16 protein-coding genes are annotated in these 20,478 nt (G+C 51.9%); 9 read left to right on the top strand and 7 right to left on the bottom strand.

The window, feature by feature from the left end:
• Positions 1–226 precede the first annotated feature (226 nt).
• The 3 genes from OXI60_02185 to OXI60_02195 are packed head-to-tail and all read left to right on the top strand — an operon-like array spanning position 227 to position 3,679.
• Positions 227–1,207 carry a membrane dipeptidase gene (locus OXI60_02185; protein MDE0308627.1) on the top strand — a complete coding sequence of 327 codons (981 nt, stop codon included), beginning with the start codon at positions 227–229 and terminating at the stop codon, positions 1,205–1,207.
• Positions 1,204–2,928 carry a hypothetical protein gene (locus OXI60_02190; protein MDE0308628.1) on the top strand — a complete coding sequence of 575 codons (1,725 nt, stop codon included), beginning with the start codon at positions 1,204–1,206 and terminating at the stop codon, positions 2,926–2,928. The genes OXI60_02185 and OXI60_02190 overlap by 4 nt, the downstream gene beginning before the upstream one ends.
• A 28-nt stretch (positions 2,929–2,956) precedes the next feature.
• The gene (locus OXI60_02195) at positions 2,957–3,679 is read left to right on the top strand and encodes a hypothetical protein (protein MDE0308629.1); all 723 of its coding nucleotides are present in this window, start codon (positions 2,957–2,959) and stop codon (positions 3,677–3,679) included.
• 16 nt (positions 3,680–3,695) lie between these two features.
• On the opposite strand, the gene OXI60_02200 is transcribed toward OXI60_02195, so the two are convergent.
• From OXI60_02200 to OXI60_02220, 5 genes are all read right to left on the bottom strand, one after another.
• A complete protein-coding gene (locus OXI60_02200) occupies positions 3,696–5,297 on the bottom strand; it encodes a GMC family oxidoreductase N-terminal domain-containing protein (protein ID MDE0308630.1) in 1,602 nt (533 codons plus the stop codon).
• Positions 5,298–5,797: 500 nt separating this feature from the next.
• Positions 5,798–6,652 carry an ABC transporter permease gene (locus tag OXI60_02205; protein MDE0308631.1) on the bottom strand — a complete coding sequence of 285 codons (855 nt, stop codon included), beginning with the start codon at positions 6,650–6,652 and terminating at the stop codon, positions 5,798–5,800.
• Position 6,653: 1 nt separating this feature from the next.
• Positions 6,654–7,919 (bottom strand): ABC transporter permease, encoded by a 1,266-nt coding sequence (locus tag OXI60_02210; protein MDE0308632.1) that lies wholly within the window; start codon positions 7,917–7,919, stop codon positions 6,654–6,656.
• Between the two features lie 110 nt (positions 7,920–8,029).
• Positions 8,030–9,130, bottom strand: coding sequence for an ABC transporter substrate-binding protein (locus OXI60_02215; protein MDE0308633.1), 1,101 nt, complete (start codon positions 9,128–9,130; stop codon positions 8,030–8,032).
• 290 nt (positions 9,131–9,420) lie between these two features.
• On the bottom strand, positions 9,421–9,870 hold the full coding sequence (locus OXI60_02220) for a VOC family protein (protein MDE0308634.1): 450 nt from the start codon (positions 9,868–9,870) through the stop codon (positions 9,421–9,423).
• 241 nt (positions 9,871–10,111) lie between these two features.
• Between OXI60_02220 and OXI60_02225 the strand changes: the two genes are divergently transcribed.
• Entirely contained in the window at positions 10,112–11,332 is a 1,221-nt protein-coding gene (locus tag OXI60_02225; GenBank protein ID MDE0308635.1) for a Xaa-Pro peptidase family protein, read from the top strand.
• 17 nt (positions 11,333–11,349) lie between these two features.
• Here the strand turns inward: OXI60_02225 and OXI60_02230 are convergent, their stop codons facing one another.
• Entirely contained in the window at positions 11,350–12,429 is a 1,080-nt protein-coding gene (locus OXI60_02230) for a phosphotransferase family protein (GenBank protein MDE0308636.1), read from the bottom strand.
• 78 nt (positions 12,430–12,507) lie between these two features.
• On the opposite strand from OXI60_02230, the gene OXI60_02235 reads away from it, so the two are divergent.
• From OXI60_02235 to OXI60_02255, 5 genes are all read left to right on the top strand, one after another.
• Positions 12,508–13,593, top strand: a complete 1,086-nt coding sequence (locus OXI60_02235) for a hypothetical protein (GenBank protein ID MDE0308637.1) — start codon at positions 12,508–12,510, stop codon at positions 13,591–13,593.
• Positions 13,594–13,856: 263 nt separating this feature from the next.
• Entirely contained in the window at positions 13,857–14,789 is a 933-nt protein-coding gene (gene puuE / locus OXI60_02240) for an allantoinase PuuE (GenBank protein MDE0308638.1), read from the top strand.
• Positions 14,782–16,290: an allantoicase gene (gene alc / locus OXI60_02245; protein MDE0308639.1), complete on the top strand. Its 1,509-nt coding sequence runs from the start codon at positions 14,782–14,784 to the stop codon at positions 16,288–16,290. Before puuE ends, alc begins: the two co-directional genes overlap by 8 nt.
• 33 nt (positions 16,291–16,323) lie before the next feature.
• Complete coding sequence (fusA, locus tag OXI60_02250; protein MDE0308640.1) at positions 16,324–18,363, top strand: elongation factor G; 2,040 nt, start codon at positions 16,324–16,326, stop codon at positions 18,361–18,363.
• A 21-nt stretch (positions 18,364–18,384) separates the two neighbouring features.
• Entirely contained in the window at positions 18,385–19,203 is an 819-nt protein-coding gene (locus tag OXI60_02255; GenBank protein MDE0308641.1) for an SDR family NAD(P)-dependent oxidoreductase, read from the top strand.
• 74 nt (positions 19,204–19,277) lie between these two features.
• Here the strand turns inward: OXI60_02255 and OXI60_02260 are convergent, their stop codons facing one another.
• Positions 19,278–20,099 carry an alpha/beta hydrolase gene (locus tag OXI60_02260; GenBank protein ID MDE0308642.1) on the bottom strand — a complete coding sequence of 274 codons (822 nt, stop codon included), beginning with the start codon at positions 20,097–20,099 and terminating at the stop codon, positions 19,278–19,280.
• Positions 20,100–20,478: the final 379 nt, after the last annotated feature.

Here is a 20,478-nt window from a genome sequence, read left to right on the forward strand (position 1 = left end):
ATTATACCGGCAGGGCTTTTCTTGTTTTTGACTTGTCTAAAGAGATTTCAGGGCTATGGGAATTTATGCAATAAGTCTCGGCTTTGTCTTGTCCTTTGTGCAGACCTCCCAAGGACCGATTGATGATGGGGCGGTGACGAAAAATCTTCGCGCACACCCATTCAACCAATTAAAATTTTGTTCCAATCCAATCATTACTTTTCTGAACAGAGGCTTGTGTAAGGATATGGCTGCCACAACCCCAAGAATTGATGCATTGCAAGCATCGAATTGGAATCGTGAAATTTTCCAAAGCATGGTGAACGCCGATTTGGATGCTGTTCATGTAACCGTTGCCTTTTGGCACGACTGTGCGGAGACATTGAAGACCATTCGACAGTGGGATCGTTGGTTTGTGGAACATGATGATCTGATCATGGCGGTGAAAACCATCGACGACATTGACGAGGCAAGAGATTCGGGCCGCACTGGAATCATATTGGGCTTTCAGAACAGTTCTCCGATCGAGGACGATCTGGCGTTGGTGGAAGCGTTCCATGTCCAGGGTGTGCGCATCATGCAGCTGACCTACAACAATCAGAGTCTCGTCGGAACCGGCTATTGTGAATCCAGGGACTCCGGCCTTACAAATTTTGGCCGTAATGTCGTTCGGGAGATGAACCGGCTCGGTATGATTGTCGATGTGTCCCACACGTCGGAACTGACCTGCATGGAAGCGATCGAATTCTCGGAACGTCCGATTGCTGTTACCCATGCCAACCCTCGCTTTTTTTGTGACAATCCCAGAAACAAGTCGAACGATTTGCTGGTTCAGCTGGCTGCAAGTGGCGGGATGCTTGGATTCAGTCTATATCCGCTGCATTTGGCGGGTGGAACGCAATGTTCTCTCGAGTCGTTTTGCAGCATGGTCGCCAAAACTGCCGATTTAATCGGAGTAGAGCATCTGGGGTTGGGAACAGACCTGTGTCTCGGCTGGCCTTCCGAACATTTGGAATATATGCGTAGCGGCACATGGCGATTTCCGGATCAGCGTGCAGGCTCGCCTGTGGTGCAATGGCCTGACTACCCACCGTGGTTCAGAAAGAACGAAGATCTGAGCAACGTTTCAGACGGTCTGTCGCAGACAGGATTCAGTGAGGACGAGGTCGGCTTGATCATGGGGGGCAACTGGTATCGGTTCTTTCAGGATGGATTCTGTTCGGCATGAGCGATCCCGCACTGGAATTTGACGAGATCAAGCTTCCGGAAGTCGCGCTTCGCCCACCTTCCGAGGTGATGAGACTTGATCGGTTGGGATCCATGCACCCCAGTCGTCTCAGTTTTACCCGTACCCTGGTGCGCAGGATGCACGCTGAGAAATGGCGTTTTGATCCAGTCAGGAAGTCCTTGGACGCTGACGGGCTTGGCAATCTGGTTTACTCAATTGTCACACCATCCGGGCCGCTGAGCTTTATCGCTTTTTCCACTCAACTTGACGATAAGGATCGCACAGACCGGGTCATTGCAGAGAAGTGGGATATGTCATTCACCCTGTTCAACGGTGAGGCCGGACAAAAGGACATCGAGCGATTGGGCAGGGAGGTCCCGCTCCAGGAAGCAGGTCGTCTGAGCAGCCGGGAAATCGTATTGAGCCGGGCGAATAAAAGTGTACGGCTGTTCAATTCGGTTGTTGATTCGCTGGCGGCTGGTCGCCAGCCATCTGCGTCTGATATTGCTTCTATCGGTTATCTGACCCGAACCACCGCAGTATACGGCAATGGCAAGTTCGGACTGATGGACTACGATCAGGTGAAACGCGTTTCGCCGTTCGGGCCGCCGTTTCAGGCGGAGATGCTGACAGTCTATATGGCTCGCCAGCTGAGCCTGGACCTGGTTGATCATCTGGCGCGCCGCCGAGGTGGTGAGCAGGCGGTACAACTTTCCAGACCTCTAAGGCGCGCGGTAGGTGTCGGCAATGCCACAGGGTTAGGAATGGCACCGTTTTTGGTCAGCCATCCGAGGTTGATTCATCAGTGGGTGTGGTTACGGGAAGTTGCGCTTTCCAGGGTCAAGTCTCAAAAGTCTGTGACCGTATCGGTTGTACAGCGATGTGATGAACTTCTCGAGCGGCTCAAGGCGCACCTTGACCAATGGAATTCCACTGACAGTCAGCAATCGGAGCGAGTTCGCGTCCTTAAAGATGAGGTTGTCGAGGTGCACAAGCTGGTCCGGACACTTCACGAAAGACAATATCCCTGGCAGCATCTGACTCAGTGGGCCACCGGCGCGGCAAGTCTGGAATGTGCTGAATTGATACACAGCCTGATTCTTGAACTGTATCCGGAACTTGTCGATGATCTGGACAGATTCATGGGCAGTAATGAAGCTCCGATCAACATCGATTCGTCAATGACGATCGAACAATTGAAGTCACATATCGAGCGAAATTATGCATGGGCGTTGGACATCGACTTCGATGGGAAGGACGCACAAGGTCAGTTTTGGTACATTTCCGCCGAAAAGGAGGAGCCGAGACTTGGATTGCGAGACGAGGACCCAGGCTCAGAGTTAGAGATGCGTATCCATGTGGCTCGAGATATCTTCAAGTTATACGGAGATATCACAAGCCTTTCACGGAATGAAAGACAGTCGTCTGTGATCAATTTCCTGCGCACAAGCCCACACTACCGTCACATTGCCAATCGAATTCATTCGCTCTGCGAGTATCCATACGCAGAAATTCAGGAGAATCTTCTGGACGCCAGCTGCCGCCCGATCGATTTACTCCGCTTCAAGCTTGCAACATTTGGTGCCACCCGATTTGATCCAAAGTCAGATCTCTGGACTCGTATCACGCTGTTTCAGGGAGCGCCATTGATGGATGAACTGGATGTCTGCGATGCCGATGACTGGGCATTTCCATTCGTTCATGGAAATAGTGAGAACTGAAATCGTCAGATTCGTTGGTAATAAATGAATGGATCTGTCTAAAAGCGAGACAATGACATTGTGTCAGCGATTTCTATCCGCTGTCGGATTACCACCAGGTTTGGATAACGAAGTCGCGGAATCGATTGTGTGGCTAGTGTTGCGGGGCTATCCGACTTTATTTGATCTGGCACAATCCATTCCTGCGATTGCTCAGGACTCAACCATCGACCGGAGGTTGGATAGTTATTCGGGCGAAAATTTTTCCGCGAAAGACCTGTACCCAGATGCGTGGGTTGCAATCGCCGACTGGCTGGTGGTGAATTGTGGAAAGTCGCCTGGAGAATCCAGTCGTATACAGTTGAGCCATGTCCGGTATCCATATTTCCTTTTACCGACATTGCTTCAGCGATCACGTCAAGGGTATGAATTCAGTGCTGAAGGCGCCAATAGTCAGGTTTTTTTCAGCAATGGCAGTGTGTGGACGAACTCGGGCGCGAACGAATTGCCCTTTTTGGAAAGTCAGGACGAAATGGAAATCCATTGCGCAAGAATAAGTGAAATTGGCTATGAAACCCTGTTTCAGCGTTTTTGTATCGGCTCACGCATGCAACTGGCAGACGATCAGCTGATTTCTGCAAAGAATTCAAGAATCGATGTCGGGGAGGAGATTTACTGGCGGCTTAAGGAGGTGGCTGCGCAGTGTTTTGTTCCGGCCAGTGAGCAATCGAGACAGCGAGGTGCCGGCGCAGAAGTGGACGACAGTATCTGAGCCGAAATTCTTGCAGCTATGCGTCTTCCAAAATCATATCTGCAGCCTTTTCTGCGACAGCAAATACAGGTGCGTTTGTATTTCCTGAGGTGAGTGTCGGCATGATTGAGGCGTCAACAATACGAAGAGAGGATATCCCGTGCACCCTGAGCCTTGAATCCACCACCGCCTGTGGATCAGAACTCGGACCCATCTTGCAGGTGCCGGTTGGATGGTAGATGGTCTCTCCGATATTTCTTGCACAGTCCAGAAGCTCGTCGAATCCCTGCACTGATTCGCCTGGCAGCACTTCACTTTCGACAAACTTCGACATCGCATTGCTTTGTGCGATTTTTCTGGAGACCAGCATTGCGTTGACGGTGGTAATCTGGTCCAGCTCGGTACTCAGATAGTTGGGATGAATTGCGATGTAGTCTTCCGGGTGAGCTGACTTCAGATGCAGGTGGCCGCGACTGGTCGGCCGCAATTGCGTAACTGACGAGGTGATTCCTGAATAGTCGTGAACACCTTCCCCCGGGCTGTCTGAACTGAGTGGTTGGAAATGAAACTGGATGTCCGGCCTTTCGATTTCAGGTGAGGAATTGGTAAATATGCCGATCTGACTGGCTGCCATTGACATCGGGCCTGTACGAAAGGCGAAATAGCGCAATCCGATAAGCATTCGAAAAAAGGGGTTTCGAACCTCATCATTCAGTGTCTTGACCGAACATTTGTACACAGAACGAATTTGAAGATGATCCTGCAGATTGCTGCCGACACCGGGCAGGTGGCGCTTCATGCCGATCCCAAAGTCCTTGAGGTGATTCTGATCTCCGATTCCGGATAGCATCAGCAATTGCGGAGTATTGATCGATCCTGCGCTCAGAATGATCTCTCGATTTGCCCGGTAGGTCTCGGTCTGCCCACTTCTTTTCAAGTCGATTGTGATTGCCTTTTGATTTTCTATTCCGATCTGACAGGTGAGCGAATTGGTGACCACTGTCAGATTGCGACGATTACGGACCGGCTTGAGATATCCCACGGCAGAACTGCATCGTCTCCCTTTCCAAGCCGTGAGTTGATAGTAGCCAGCACCTTGCTGATCTTGGCCATTGAAATCCTCCGACATGGGAATTCCGATCTCGGCAGCGCCTTGGATGAATGCATCACCGATTCCGCGTTTGAGCCGCATATCGGACACTTTCAGATTTCCACCGACGCCATGGTAGTCATCAGCACCGCGTTCCTGGTGTTCACATTTTTTGAAGTAGGGCAACATGTCCTGGTACGACCAGCCAGGATTGCCTAAATTTTCCCAGTCATCATAGTCCTGGGCTTGCCCGCGTACGTATAGCAGACCGTTGATGGCGCTTGAACCGCCGAGAACCTTGCCGCGAGGCCACTTGATCGATCGTCCATTCAACCCTGGATCAGGTTCAGTCTGATAGCACCAGTCTGTCCTGGGGTTGTGCATGGTCTTGAAGTATCCCACCGGAATGTGGATCCACGGATTTGTATCCCGGCATCCTGCCTCGACCAGCAATACTGAGTTTTGTGGATTTTCCGAGAGGCGATTGGCAAGAACGCACCCCGCAGTACCCGCACCTATGATGATGAAGTCAAAGTTTTTACCAGTCATGTCCTTTTGGTTCAGATTTTCAGGTTCCAGTTTGATCGACAAAAAACGGCATTATATTGAGTTGGTCGCGTCCGACTTGCACAAAGGTTTCATCCAGACCTGGAGTCGAGTTTGATCATGAGCAAAACTATTCTCAGGTTATTGCCAAATAATACGTCACGGACGATTGGGAACGCGACGTTTCCATCCATACGTGAAACATCCTTCCCACTTGAACTTCCGACGCTACGCCAGGACGGATAAAGACTGTCAAATTGCGTCTTGGCTGGTGTCATTTTACTCGCACGCTGATCAGCCTGAACGATGGACTCACGCACATCATTCCATCAATACTCCATGTACAGCAAATTGTCGATGCCGGTTGATTACCCCGCAATTCTGTGTACTGCATATTGGTAGGAATCGACCAAAGATTTGGCCAAAATCCAAGCGCAGAATGTTTGACGCAGGTTCCGACTTGTGTGGAGTCGGACGATCAAACATGATCGCCAACGCTGACTCTAGGTATGGACGCCTCGCATGCGATCGGCTCTTCTGCGCAACATCTCAACTGTTGTCAGCAACGCAACAGAGACCAGGACCAACAATGTGGCGACAGCCAGAATAGTTGGACTGATGTGCTCTCGAATTCCTGAGAACATCTGCCACGGAATGGTTCTCTGTTCAAAACTTCCCACAAACAGAATCACCACAACTTCGTCAAATGAGGTGATGAACGCGAATAGTGCGCCTGAAATTACACCTGGCAGAATCAGCGGCACGACAATCTTGAAAAACGTCGTTACTCCATCGGCTCCGAGACTGTTTGCCGCGCGAATCAGACTGCGGTCGAACCCAACCAATGTTGCAGTTACGGTAATCACAACGAACGGCGTGCCCAGTGCGGCGTGCGCAAGAATTACGCCCAGATGCGTTCCCTGCAAGTGGACTCTCGAATAGAAGAAGAACATGCCGCATGCCGAGATGATCAGCGGGACGATCATCGGGGAAATCAGAACCGCCATCAATATCGTGCGGTAGGGAATATTTCGCCGGCTCAGGCCCAGTGCTGCCAGAGTTCCGAGTAACGTGGCGATCAATGTAGAGAATATCGCGATGATGAAACTGTTGTTGACCGCGCCGCGCCAGTTGAGGTTGGTGAAAAAATCCTTATACCAGCGAAGGGAGTAACCTTCCGGATCGAAGGACAGCATTTCCGGTGTGAACGTAAAAAACGGGACTGAATTGAATGACAGCGGAACGATGATAAGTATCGGAAAAATCAGAAATAGGAATATCAGTCCGCAGATGACACGGAAAAGATAGTGCCAGGTCCGCTCAAGCGTCGTCATATATGGAGGCAGTTTGCTTTTCATGTCAGCCCAATTTCATGTTGTCAATGCCGACAATCTTGTCATACAGCAAGTAAAGAACCAGCACCAGACCCAGCAAGATGATTCCCAGTGCCGCAGCCAATCCCCAGTTGAGCGAGACAGAGACATGATAGGCGATGAAGTTCGAGATAAACGTGCCGGATGTTCCGCCAACCAATGCCGGAGTGATGTAATAGCCGATGGCTAGAATGAATACCAAAATCCCGCCTGCACCGATTCCGGGAATTGTATTGGGTGCATAGACCTTGAAAAATGCGGAAGCGGGATGCGCACCTAGGGAAACAGCCGCTCGCATATAACTTGGTGGAATTGTCTTCATGACACTGTAAAGCGGCAGAATCATGAAGGGCAGCAGTATGTGAGTCATTGCAATGATCGTGCCTGTGGCATTGTGAATCATCCCAAGGCGATTCTCAGAGTCGATAAGATTCAAACCTACAAGAAGGTCGTTGATAACACCTTCGCGCTGCAGCAGGGCGATCCAAGAGGTTGTTCGAACGAGTAACGATGTCCAAAACGGCAACAGGACCAGCATCAGAAGAATATTGCTGGACTTCAATGGCAAGGTTGCCAGCAGGTAGGCAACTGGATAACCCAGAATCAGGGTCATCAAGGTGATGACGCCGCTCAGATACAGAGTTCGAAGGAACAACTTGAGATAGATTCGCTTTTTCTCATCCTGAAATTCGACATCACCGCTTGGTGTTACCTGAAGATCCAGTGCGGCCCAAAAGTATCCTGCGGTAAAAGTCGGACTGAAAGTCTTGATCAGCTGCCAGGTCGTCAATTGACCCCATTTCTTATCGACCTTGATGACGGCGTCCTTGTAGGGACCTCCTTCTTCAAGTTTCGGTATTCGTCTTTGTGATTTTCTGAACAGACTGGACATCCCGGGCTGTTCATAATTCAGTCGTTTTCCGACGCGGGTGATCACACGGTCCGGTGCGCCGGCCTTGATATCCATCACGAGCGCCTCGAAAACGTTCTCACCGGGCAGCTCTCCGGACGTCGCATCCCAGTTTTCAAGTTCGGCAGCTGTTTTGGGCAGGTAGGATGAAACAATCGGATCTTCCACACCGCGTAACAGCATGTCGCCAATCGGAATGACAAACGTCAGGGTGATGAATACCAGCAATGGCGCGACCAACAGCATTGACTTGATCTTGTCCCGGCGTAGCGCTCGGGCCAAGCTGACTTTCAACGGCGTGCCGTCAACCGTCGTAAGTGGAGCGTCTGCAGTTGTGGCCATACGATAGGGGATGTTGTGGCAGTTAATGCATTAGGGGGTGCGAGCAGTCAGGGTGATGCAGACGATCAATGTGTCATCTGCATCACTTTTCCTAACTTACCCGTAAACGATTACTGCTCGATCCAGGCAGCGAACTGTTCATTCAGGTCATCCTGATTGTCAGCCCACCACTCATAGTTGAACAGCAAGGTTGTTTTCGCATTGTTCGGATCGGTCGGCATGTGTGGTGCCATGTCGATTCCGAGCGTCGCATGTTTTCCGACCAACGGGGCGGAGGATGCTCGTGCAGGTCCATACGAAATAAATTTTGCCTGATCGGCAAGGCGTTGGGTGTCAGTCGCGAACCTCAACAGTTCTACAACCTTATCGCGGTGTGGTGCACCTTTCGGAATCACCCAACCGTCAATATCGAACACCTGCCAGTCCCACATCATGGCAATCGGCTGCTTTTCTTCTTCAATGGCTGAAAAAAGACGGCCATTGTAAGCCGAGGCCATGACAACTTCGCCGTCGGCCAGCAACTGTGTAGGTTGCGCTCCGCGAGTCCACCACACGACCTGATCCTTGATGGTTTCCAGTTTCGCAAATGCTTGTGCGACACCTTCCGGTGTGTCAAGTACGTCGTAAACGGAATCCGCAGAGACGCCATCCGCGAGCAATGCCCACTCGACGTTGTTGATCGGCTTTTTCTCCAGCGCACGTTTGCCCGGATTCTTGCCCATATCAAACACATCGGCGATAGATGTCGGCGCGGTCTGAACCAGATCGGTTCTGTAACCGAAAGTGGTCGAGTATACGATCTGCGGAACAAAACATGGGGATACGATCATGGCGCCGAAGTCCTCGCTTGCCGGAGTTCCATCCGGTGCGGGTGAGAGCATGGCATCGTGATCGATCTCTTCGATGAGGCCTTCGTCGCAGAGCGAAATGGTATCAGCGGCAATCGCGTCAAGAAGAGACCATGTCACGTTACCGACTTCCTGCTGCGCTCTCAACTTGGCGACTCCTTCTGCTGCGCTGTCATCGTTGACGATGGTGACGCCAGGATTCGCTGCCATGAATGGATCATGGTAGGCTTTCTGTTGACTGGCCGAGTACGCTCCGCCCCACGAAACGACTACCAGTTCCTGAGCTTGGACAGCGGTCAGACCACTGGCTGCAAACAGTACACCAACAGCAGCAGAAATTAGACTCTTGGGTTTCATTAACATTCCTTAATCTCCATTTGTAGTAATAAATTGAGATGATTTATCTAAGTTTGATTTTTCAATCCGCCCTTATTGTAGTAAAAATTTCGAATACCGGTAAACAATTTGAAATTTCCAAGACAGCGTGTTCCCGACCCCCGAGATACAGCCAATTCGACGTATTGGTGAATTGGGAATGACTGCTTCAGATCGATTGACATCTCCTTCAGGTCAGTCTCGGTTTTCCCCTTTTTCAAGCACACCTCCTGCCCCATCACCTGACCTGAGGTCGCTTGGCGATACACACTCAGTTTTCAGTCACAATTCGCGTCCGGTTGCACGATGCCAAAAGGACTGCCATCAGCCGCTTCCACAATAGCGTGCGAACCGACGCCCGGTACAAAAAACGGCGCCCGCAATACGGATCCGCCTGCCTTGATGGTCATCTGACAGGCATTGTCGATATCGTCGACCGTGAAATAGGTAAACCAGTGATTGGGTGTATCTGCCGGTGCAGTCGTGCATGACATCGGTATCATGCCGGCCACCGGTGCGCCGTTCGATTTGAAGATCGTGTAATCCACTCCGCTCGGCATCGATATTGTCTCGAATTCCCAACCGAACATTTCCACATAGAAATTCCTGGATGTATCCACATCGCTTGAGACCAATTCTGTCCAATGGACCATACCGGGTGTAATCATCTCCTGCCTCCTGAGTATCGTGAAGATGGTTGCCAGATATCGAAATGATACAGCGGTCACCAATTATCTTTGGCGGCAAGATGTTCCTGAATGGACTGCGAGTGATCGGACAGGACTCTGGTTGCAACTTGTCCCAATCAGGCCGTGTCAACCACGAGCGGAATCCGATCCGACTCAGTCGCGCATCAGGCAATGCGGATTGAGTGCTGCAAAGAATCGAAAACATGACGTTGTTTTGTAAATTTTACGGTTCGAGTTCGTGTAAATTAACTGAAAAATTTCGTAACTGGAGTTGAGCCAAATGGGCAAAGTGAATAATCGTCAACACGGGGCAATGGAATTTTCCGAGCCGCCTGTTGATCTTGACAAGGTTCGTCGGTATCGCGTGAGCAGGGTACGCGAGCAACTGCAAAAGCTCGATCTTGCCGGGGCGCTGCTGTTTGATCAGTTGAATACCCGCTACGTCACAGATGCGACAAATATGCAGGTGTGGTGCGCCCACTACGAAGCGCGTTGCGTGTTCGTAGCGACCGAAGGCCCTGTGATCCTTTGGGACTTTGGTAACATGCCGCATCTTGCTGAGGACTTGCCGACGATCGATGAGTATCGGGTCATCACTCCGTTTTACTACTTTTCTGCTGGTCCCAGATGCCATGACAATGCGCGGAAATTTGTTCGGGAAATTACTGACCTGGTTGAGACCTACGGTGGTGGCAATCGCAGACTCGCGCTCGACAGGTGCAGTATTCTCGGAATTCAAGCGCTTCAGGAATCTGGAATTGATATCTACGAAGGGCAGGAAGTGATGGAAAATGCCCGTGTCATCAAATCTGATGAGGAACTCGCATTGATGCGTCAGTCAATCAAGGTGACTGAGATCGCGGTTGAGAACATGCGGCGCGCGATGGTCCCAGGTATAACTGAAAACGCACTTTGGTCGAAGTTGCACGAAACCAACGTCGCTCTGGGTGGTGAGTGGATAGAGACCAGATTGCTGTCATCCGGCCCCCGGACCAACCCATGGATGCGGGAATCTTCCATGAGAGTCATCGAGAAAGGCGACATGGTCAGCTTCGATACGGATTTGATCGGACCCTACGGTTATTGCTGTGACATGTCACGATCGTGGATTTGCGGAGATGTGAAACCCAGTCCCGAGCAGGCCCGCCTGTACCAGTTGGCCGCCGAACAGATACGGTTCAACACCGAGTTATTGAAACCTGGACTCGGCTTTGCCGAGTTTTCCCACAAAGCGTGGCCGATGCCGGAGGAATTTGTTGACGGACGATATGGCGTCATCGCACATGGTGTCGGTCTGGCTGACGAGTATCCGAGCATCAAGTATGCGATGGACTACGACAAGAAGGGCTATGACGGGGTTTTCGAACCCGGAATGACGCTGTGCGTCGAGTCTTATATCGGGTCAAAATATGGCGGAGAAGGTGTAAAACTCGAAGAGCAGGTCTTGATCACACAGACTGGCTGCGAAATGCTGACTTCGTATCCCCTGGAGGACTGGTAGCTCGCTCAAGCCAACATTCAGAAGTATCGATGTTTCATCACGTCATGGGTGAACTCGAACAAGGAGTCAAGAGCCGGTCCCAGTTCAGCAATTCTCAGGTCGGTTGTGGTGCCTCTGCAGAACCGTGCGTAGATTTGCATGAATATGATGCAGTGCTTGAAGGCGGTGAGTACGCGATAGTAGTGAATATCCGATAGATCCTGTCCGCTCATGGCGCCGTAGTAATCGGTGACCTCCTTGCGGTTCATCCATCCGGTAGATGTTGAAGTCGGCATCTGGCCCACCTTGTTGAGTGCCGGAGGATCGTTGGGCTCGACCCAGTAGCTGAGGAGAGTCGCAAAATCGAACAATGGGTCGCCGCGGGTGCACATGTCCCAGTCGAGCAAGGCGATCGGCGTCACAGGATCTTCGAGATCCAGCACAATATTGTTCAATTTGAAGTCGTTGTGCAACAACGTGAATCCGGCATCTGGAACCGGTTGCTGCCGGAGCCAACGGATGATGTCGCTGGCAGATTCCGGAGGCTTGCGATCTGTGTACACGTCCTGTGCAGCCACCGAATACCTCTTGATCCAGCCTTCGACCGCACGATTCAGAAATCCTTCCGGTCTGCCGAGATCGTCCAATCCGACCCGCGCCGGATCGACCGACTGGAATTTGCACAGGACCTCAACAATCATCTTGGACAACTGCCAGGTCCTGTCATGCAGCTCCGGTGGCAATTCCATGTGAATCACCGCTCCGGGCCTGTATTGCATGATCAGGAAAGGTGCGCCGAGCACCTTGACATCCTCACACAGCAGCAACGCCTTCGGCGCGAGCGGGAACTTCTGCCAAAGTCTGGAAGTCACGCGGAATTCCCGGACCATGTCGTTGGCTCCGGGCGGCAGAGGCCCCAGCGGCGGGCGACGCAGAACCTGAGGCTTGCCGTCGATTTCGATCAGAAAGTTCAGGTTTCCAAACCCGCCGACAAACTGTCTCGGCACCACGGCAGGATTGAATTGAAATCCCTGGGTTTCCAGATATTCCGCAAGTTTGTCCCAATCCTGCGGTTGCTGGTGTTCCGGTGCAAAGAACCTGTCGGTTGTAAGCTTCAATATTCCGTTGAATCCGTAATGAAGAATCCCTATTAAAATACAATTTCACACCTCAGTTCACGAAACAGAGCCACATCGATGATTCCAATAGCGGGTTATGCGGACCGTTGGTCTGTCGGCCAGGGCGAGACCATGCAATTCAAGGTCAGCAGCAGCTTCACCCAGCCGTATTCGGCTCGTATGGTGAGGATTGTCTGTGCCGATCCCAACCCGGATGGTCCCGGCATCCTGGAAGAGGACTATTCGTCGGTCTTTTCCGGACAGTTCCCATCAAGAATTCAGAATGTCCAGTTGGGCTCCTACGCTTCGGTGGATGCGGCACATCGCTTTGCGTCTCTCACGAAGTTTGCCGTGGTAGCGAATATCTGGCCAACCTTGCCCGAAGCCGGACCGCAGAGCATACTCAGTTTGCTGGATTCAGCCGGCTCACCGCTGATCGAGCTGGGTATCGGTCAGACGGGCAGATTGACCGCCTCGATCACCGGGCGCGGGGTCGACCGACAGGTGTTTGAAATGCCAGATTCGGAATTGGCGGGACGCCGGTGGTACACAGTCTGGTTGGGTGTGGATGTGGCAGATTGTCGTATTTCGCTCGACCGACAGGCACTCGAGGCGCAATTCGGGACCCACACTGAGCAAACCGAGGAATTCGAGTGTGCCGCGGTCCCGGATCTGACCGAAGTTGACCGATTGCTGATCGCAGCGTCGGGTGAGGGTGGATTGGATCGATTCTACAACGGGAAGATCGAAAAACCATGCGTTGTGAAAGTCATACCGGATTCTGAGAGCGATCTGAGTCATCTGTCTGGCGAGGCTGGAGTTGTTGGATTCTCCGCACAGGGAGACTTTCAGGGTGCCTATTACCGACGAAATTCGCAACTGCCCAGCGAATATGAATGGGTTTTTGAAGGCATAGATGACGAAATTCTGGGGGATTTCGGATTGAATGGTGGCGGCGCAGCGGGCTTTGAGCTGGATCGCGTGGATTATTCTCTGGGAACGTCGGACAACACAGTGGTGCTCGCAAGCTCAGAAACCTATCCTGATCACTTTGTGCTGGTGCCTGAGGAGATTCTGACCCACCTTTCAACGCGCGCCGGCGACCCGGTTTCCGAATTGATCCGATCCGATATGGTGCTTTTCGAGACCGGACAGGTCGGTTAGGTCTTTTCCGTCGGATCGATCACTTATTGTGGCAGCCTGCCTTGGAATGGTTTTGACAACAATATTTCCAGATTGACGGCTAATATTCTCAGTCGTTTTTTGAACGATAATGACTGACGGAAAATACTTCCCGCACAATCTTCTGACGGTTGGATACGTACTCGCATTTTGTTCGGCATTCGTGGATTTGAATTAAAATTTATTTCAGTCACGAAAGTGCGCAAGCCCTTGGTTGATCGAAATTTAATGGAATAGGCAAGGATATGGAACTTCAATACCCGAGAAATCTGATTGGATATGGTGCGGATCCACCACATCCCCGTTGGCCGCATGGTGCGCGAATCGCAGTGCAGATTGTGCTGAACTACGAAGAGGGTGGAGAAAATTGCATCCTGCATGGCGATGCGACCTCTGAAGCGTTTCTCTCTGAAATTGTCGGTGCCGACGCTCGCATGGGTGTACGTCACATGAGTATGGAATCCATCTACGAATACGGCTCCCGGGTCGGTGTATGGCGTTTGCGTCGCATATTCAGGGAGTATGAGGTACCGATCACTGTCTTCGCGGTGGGAATGGCCGTTGAGAGAAACCCGGGTGTCATCGAGGCACTGGCCGCAGATGGTCACGAAATATGCTGTCACGGATATCGCTGGATCGACTATCAGTATGTCAACGAGGATATAGAACGGGAGCATATCAGTCTTGCGATCACTGCGATCGAGAACGTTACCGGAAAACGTCCGGCGGGATGGTATACCGGCAGAACCAGTCCGAACACACGCCGACTGGTTGTCGAAAATGGTGGATTTCTCTACGATTCTGACGACTACAGTGATGACCTGCCGTATTGGGACCACCAATTCAGAACCTCGCATCTGATCATTCCATACACGTTGGATGCGAATGATATGCGTTTCGCGACGACGCAGGGATTCAATAGTGGAGATCAGTTCTTCTCATACCTGAAAGATACTTTTGACCTGCTCCATTCCGAGGGAAAGGAATCACCCAAGATGATGTCAGTCGGTTTGCATGCCCGATTGGCCGGACGTCCTGGAAGAGCGGCGAGTGTGGCACGATTCCTGGAATACATCACGTCGTTTGATGATGTGTGGATCTGTCGTCGAGTCGACATTGCAAATCATTGGATTGAGAATTTTCTCGAACCGGAACTTGCTGCAAGACTAGATGACTGACCGGCTGAATCTGCAACAGTTCGTCAACCTTGCGCAACCGGACCTGGGGGCGCAAGTCCTGTACGCAACAGATGATTTCTTTGCTGAGAAAGAAGGGTTGTTGAAACAGGAACCTCCGGTCTTTATTGAAGACAAGTTTACCGAACGCGGGAAGTGGATGGACGGCTGGGAGTCCCGAAGACGACGAACGCCCGGTCACGATTATTGCATCATTAGAATCTGTCGCGGCAGAATTTACGGTTTTGATGTTGATACGTCCCACTTTACCGGCAACTATCCCGAGCACGTCAGCATAGATGCCTGCGACTGCATGTCAGAACCCGACGATTCGACGGTCTGGGAAGAAGTCGTCCCGAAATCCTCTCTCGAAGGCGACTCAAGCAACGTGTTCATGGTGCGGTCAGAACAAAATTGGAATTACCTGCGATTGAACATATATCCCGATGGCGGAGTAGCCCGTCTGAGGGTTTACGGGGAGGTCCACAAAGTTTGGGACCTGGTCGGTGAGGACGAGGAGACAGACTTTGCATCGGTGCATAATGGCGGTGTTGCGGTCGCCTGCAGTGACATGCACTTCGGCAATATGTGGAACCTGCTTAAGCCGGGAAGGGCAATCAACATGGGTGATGGCTGGGAGACACGTCGGCGTCGAGGCGAGGGCTTTGATTGGGCGATCATCAAACTGGGCCATCCTGCAGTGGTCGGGCGCATTGAGGTCGACACATTACACTTCAAGGGTAACTATCCGGCCCGTTGTGCGGTGCGAGGAATATTCGCACCGGGCGCATCGCAAGAGTACCTGGCCAACAACTCCGACCATTGGATGACTCTGCTGCCGGATGCAGCGCTTCAGGCTGATAAAAGTCATGAATTCAAAAAAGATATCAAACAAACAGGTGATGTTACTCATCTGAAACTTGAGATTTATCCCGACGGCGGCGTTGGTCGTTTTCGGGCGTTTGGGACAAAGTCCATGTCCGGTTCAAGGGTATTGGTTCCACAACCACTGACAGCTGAGTCGTTCGAGGCGTACGGTGATGTGATTGAAACCACCGACCGCCCCTCGCGAGCGATCAATCATGGCTATGCAGATCGCTATGAGCATCTGGCCCACCTCGACATTACCGACGGCGGGCGGCCGGCATTGAGTATTTTCCGCGCAAAGCCGCTTCCCATGCCCTTGCGCATCAGTAAGATGGAGCGTCATCCGAACGCGAGTCAGGCGTTCATCCCGAGAGGTGCCGGTCGATTCCTGATTGCGGTTGCCAAGTCGTCTGATGACTTCGACCTGAATGAATTGAAGGTTTTTGTGACGAATGGACAACAAGGTGTCAATTACGCGAGAGGGGTATGGCATCATTTCTTGATGGTGCTCCGGGAAGAACAGGAGTTTGTCGTGATCGATCGATCTGACCCGGATGACAATACACAAGAAATTGAACTCGATTCTCCATACCCTATAATCGACGAATCCGCTTTGGAACAACTGGAACAGAGCTAAAGAACTTCAACCAGACATGCCAGGAGAAAGTTAATGCCCTATACAACCGATGACATTCGAAATGTGGCCCTGCTCGGACAGGCAGGCAGCGGCAAAACATTATTGAGCGAGGCATTGTTGCATGCCGCGAATGTCATTCCGAGCGCCGGTGAAATTGCCAGGAAGAACACGGTCAGTGACTGCGATGCACTGGAGAAGGAACATCAGCGCTCCCTAGTCTCGTCTGTGATGTCATTTGACTGCAAGGATAGGCGTGTGAACCTGATCGATACGCCCGGTTATTCCGATTTTATGGGCTCCGCACTGTCCTCGCTGTCTGCTGTTGAAACCGCTGTGATTGTGGTAAACGCGCAAAATGGAATTGAAACCATGACACGCAGAACAGTGGATCTGACCAGAGAATTGGGAATCTGCACTGCGATTGCGGTGAACAAGATTGATCTGCCCGATCAGGACCTGGAATCGATCTACAGTTCGCTTCAGGATGAGTTCGGAAGCGAATGTCTGGCCGTCAATCTTCCTTCTGACAGCGGTGCCTCGGTCGTTGGATGTCTGTTCAAATCTGATGGCTCGCCGGATTTCTCCTCCATAGATGATGCGCATATTGCGATTGCGGATCAGATTGTGGAAGTGGACGAAGATCTGATGGAACAATACCTGGAAGATGGGGAATTGCCGGACAATCTCATCGCTCCGGTATTCAAGCAAGCCATGCGGGAAGGTCATCTGATACCGGTCATTTTTACGTCTGCGCAGACGGGCGCGGGCATTGGGGAGTTGCTCGACCTGATCGACGGGTTGCTCCCGAACCCAAACGAGGGCAAAACCGCCGAACTCACAATTTCGGATGATGCAACTGAAACTGTGAGAGAACTGAAACCTGATTCAGGTGAGGATGTTGTCGCACATGCATTCAAGATTGCATTCGATCCCTTCGTCGGCAAGGTTGGCAATATTCGGGTATTTGAGGGCACACTGAAAAAGGATGCTTCATTATTCATTGGTGACGCCAGAAAACCCGTTCGTATCAGCAACCTGTTTTCAATGCTGGGCAAAGTCCATACTGACGTCTCGGAAGCAGTGGCTGGCGACATTGTCGGGCTGGCGAAAATTGACGAGATCGAACACGACAGCGTTCTGCTTGCATCCAGTTCTGACTCGCCGGTCAGCCTGAGGACGGCGAAACTGCCAACGCCGATGGTCGGACTTGCAATCTCGTCTGCAAACCGCGGTGACGAACAGAAAGTCGCAGAAGCCCTGCAGAAAATTGCGGCTGAGGATCCGTGTATCAATCTGGAACGTAATCCGGCAGCCAATGAAACCGTACTACGCGGCCTTGGCGACCTGCATTTGAGAATCGCACTTGAGCGATTGGATACGATCTACAACGTATCGGTCACGACTTCGGTGCCGACGATTCCCTATAAGGAAACGGTGAGCAAGATTTCAGAAGGGCATTGCCGGCACAAGAAACAGACTGGCGGTGCCGGTCAGTTCGGTGAGGTTTTCCTGCGTGTGGAACCGATGCCGCGCGGCAAGGGCTTTGAGTTTGTCGACAATGTTGTCGGTGGCGTGATTCCGTCCCAGTTCATCCCTGCGGTTGAGAAGGGTGTCAAACAGGTGTTGGAAAATGGCGCCATCGCCGGGTTCCCCTTGCAGGATATCCGGGTAGTGGTTCATGACGGCAAGTATCATTCTGTAGATTCGAAGGAGGTGGCGTTTGTCACCGCAGGAAAAAAAGCGTTCATCGACGCAGTTTCCAAAGCCAGTCCGATTGTCCTCGAACCCATTGCCGATGTATCGATTACCGCACCCAGCTCCAACATGGGAGACATCGCTGGCGAACTGTCATCGCGGCGGGGCCGTATCAGCGATACGGATTCTCTGGCCAACAGCGCGGTCAGGATTACAGGCTCCGCACCGTTGGCGGAGATGTCCGATTTCCAGTCAAGACTGAATGCGATTACCGGTGGCGAAGGCGCGTTTGTCCTGGAGTTCGGAACTTATGAGCCCGCACCGATGGAGATTCAGAAGCGACTGCAGGCACAATTCATTCAGCCCGACGAGGACTGACAGGGCACGGAGGCCAATGTTATGAACGCGACAGGACAGCCTGAAGCAGACAAGTGTCCAATCACTGGCAAGACCATGCCGCAGCCGGAGCCCAAGCAGCTCGCGGAAGGTGAGCAAAGAACACTGGTACTGACGGGTGCAAGTCAGGGTATCGGACACGCGACCGCCAAGCTTTTCGAGGAGAAGGGCTGGCGCGTCATCACCTGTTCCAGACGCGCCTTTTCTACCGAGTGCCCGTGGCAGGCTGGCGAAGAGGATCATATTCAGATCGATCTCGGAGACCCCGATCATCGTTCGATCGGGCTGGCGGAACTAAAAAAGAGGCTTTCCGGCGGGGCATTGCATGCCTTGGTGAACAACGCAGGCATCTCTCCGAAAAACGGGACCGGTGGACGCCTGGGACCGGCTGACACCGGCATGGCCACCTGGCGACTTGTATTCGAGGTGAATTTCTTCGCTCCGATCGTGCTTGCGAGAGGATTGATGGATGAATTGACAAAAGGGCGAGGGTCGGTCGTCAACGTCACTTCGATCGCAGGCAGCCGGGTTCATCCATTTGCCGGAACTGCTTATGCGACCTCGAAAGCCGCACTCGCTGCGTTGACTCGAGAGATGGCCTGGGACTTTGGTGCGCGGGGAATTCGCGTCAACGCGATTGCTCCAGGGGAAATCGATACGCCCATTCTTTCGCCGGGCACCAGTGATCTGGTCGAGTCAATTCCGTTGCATCGACTGGGTACGCCGGAGGAGGTCGCGCAGACCATCTACTTCCTATGCGCGGAGCAATCGAGTTACGTAACCGGGTCGGAAGTCCACATCAACGGCGGTGAGCATCTGTAGTTCAGATCTCACGGATCTGCAAGCTCCTGAATATCACCTGCCCGCCGGCGCAGGTCTGAATCAGCGTCCAGCAGTCAATAGACGAACTGTATCAAGAACTCCCTGATCCCGCCGGTGTAAGTCTCACCACTGTCGAGATAGCCGTAGTTGTGATCGCCTGAAATTGTCAGGAGTGCCTTTTCGGATGTTGCTGCTGCGTAGAGCCTTTGCGCATGTGTGTAGGGAATCAATTCATCCTCTGGACTGTGTATGAAAAGAGTCGGAGATTTTACCTGCGAGATTCGGGACAGGTTGTCGTAGTGAAATCGGAGCAGGATTCCGGTCGGCAGCCATCGATAGTAGATTCTGGCCAGATCTGCAAGGGACGTGAACCCTGATTCCATGATCAACGCTGCCGGGTCGTATTCGGAGGCAGTCCAGCTGGCCATTGCAGTGCCCAGTGATCTGCCGAATACGATTATGTTGTCCGGGGAGGTCTGCCGGACTTCTGTCAGATATTCCCATGCCAGCCGGACATCATCGTACATAGCACGCTCGGTAAGTTTTCCTGTACTGGCACCGTACCCCCTGTAGTCGTAAATGAAAACAGCGTGCCCAAGTTGATGGAAAAACTCGATGGAATCGAGCATATAGGACATATTGCCGGCATTGCCACTGAAGAGAAGAACGGTATACTTCGAATCCGGAGTGTCAATGAGCCAGCCGTTCAACGCGGCATCGCCGGCGGGTTGTCTCAACACGACAGATTCATATGGAATCGCCCTGTCTTCCGGCGTTTGGGCATAGGCGGTGAAGGGAATGTGAATCAGGCGCTTTTGGTAGAAGAAAACACTCATTGCGAGCAGCAGGTAAACACATGCCAAACCAGCTACGAACGTAAGAAAAACCTTCAGCATCTGTTTTCTCTTCTATTCACTGTGCACTATGATCCGAATCGGACTTGCCCAAAAGTTCCGGCGTCCAGACAGTTTACATTGCAGCGACTAACCTTGTGTTGTCATTGTAGTTGCTAAAATTCGAATAAGCTGACCAATACAACCTCCCTGGCCAATGGTGATCAGCTGACGCAGCCATCTGATTGGACATAACCACCCCCGTACGGTCCACCATGGTTTCAATTCCCAAGGTGCTGGGATTCAACGGTGTGTTCGCCCAATCCAGTCCGAAGGTTGTGTTATCGTACGGTGGCCCCCATCCCTCGTCAGCTGACTATTGTCTTTCCTAATTACCATCAATTATAAGCGGAACTTGTGGTATAATTATATCGACATAAAT

It is taken from the genome of Acidiferrobacterales bacterium, from assembly GCA_028820695.1.
GTDB lineage: Bacteria > Pseudomonadota > Gammaproteobacteria > Arenicellales > JAJDZL01 > JAJDZL01.

Excerpts from the sequence above, each read along its gene's own strand:
- OXI60_02195 (MDE0308629.1), top strand. The coding sequence starts at position 2,957 with ATGGATCTGTCTAAAAGCGAGACAATGACATTGTGTCAGCGATTTCTA.
- OXI60_02215 (MDE0308633.1), bottom strand. The coding sequence starts at position 9,130 with ATGTTAATGAAACCCAAGAGTCTAATTTCTGCTGCTGTTGGTGTACTG.
- OXI60_02190 (MDE0308628.1), top strand. The coding sequence starts at position 1,204 with ATGAGCGATCCCGCACTGGAATTTGACGAGATCAAGCTTCCGGAAGTC.
- puuE (MDE0308638.1), top strand. The coding sequence starts at position 13,857 with ATGGAACTTCAATACCCGAGAAATCTGATTGGATATGGTGCGGATCCA.
- alc (MDE0308639.1), top strand. The coding sequence starts at position 14,782 with ATGACTGACCGGCTGAATCTGCAACAGTTCGTCAACCTTGCGCAACCG.
- OXI60_02225 (MDE0308635.1), top strand. The coding sequence starts at position 10,112 with ATGGGCAAAGTGAATAATCGTCAACACGGGGCAATGGAATTTTCCGAG.
- OXI60_02185 (MDE0308627.1), top strand. The coding sequence starts at position 227 with ATGGCTGCCACAACCCCAAGAATTGATGCATTGCAAGCATCGAATTGG.
- OXI60_02200 (MDE0308630.1), bottom strand. The coding sequence starts at position 5,297 with ATGACTGGTAAAAACTTTGACTTCATCATCATAGGTGCGGGTACTGCG.
- OXI60_02235 (MDE0308637.1), top strand. The coding sequence starts at position 12,508 with ATGATTCCAATAGCGGGTTATGCGGACCGTTGGTCTGTCGGCCAGGGC.
- OXI60_02255 (MDE0308641.1), top strand. The coding sequence starts at position 18,385 with ATGAACGCGACAGGACAGCCTGAAGCAGACAAGTGTCCAATCACTGGC.
- fusA (MDE0308640.1), top strand. The coding sequence starts at position 16,324 with ATGCCCTATACAACCGATGACATTCGAAATGTGGCCCTGCTCGGACAG.
- OXI60_02210 (MDE0308632.1), bottom strand. The coding sequence starts at position 7,919 with ATGGCCACAACTGCAGACGCTCCACTTACGACGGTTGACGGCACGCCG.
- OXI60_02260 (MDE0308642.1), bottom strand. The coding sequence starts at position 20,099 with ATGCTGAAGGTTTTTCTTACGTTCGTAGCTGGTTTGGCATGTGTTTAC.
- OXI60_02205 (MDE0308631.1), bottom strand. The coding sequence starts at position 6,652 with ATGAAAAGCAAACTGCCTCCATATATGACGACGCTTGAGCGGACCTGG.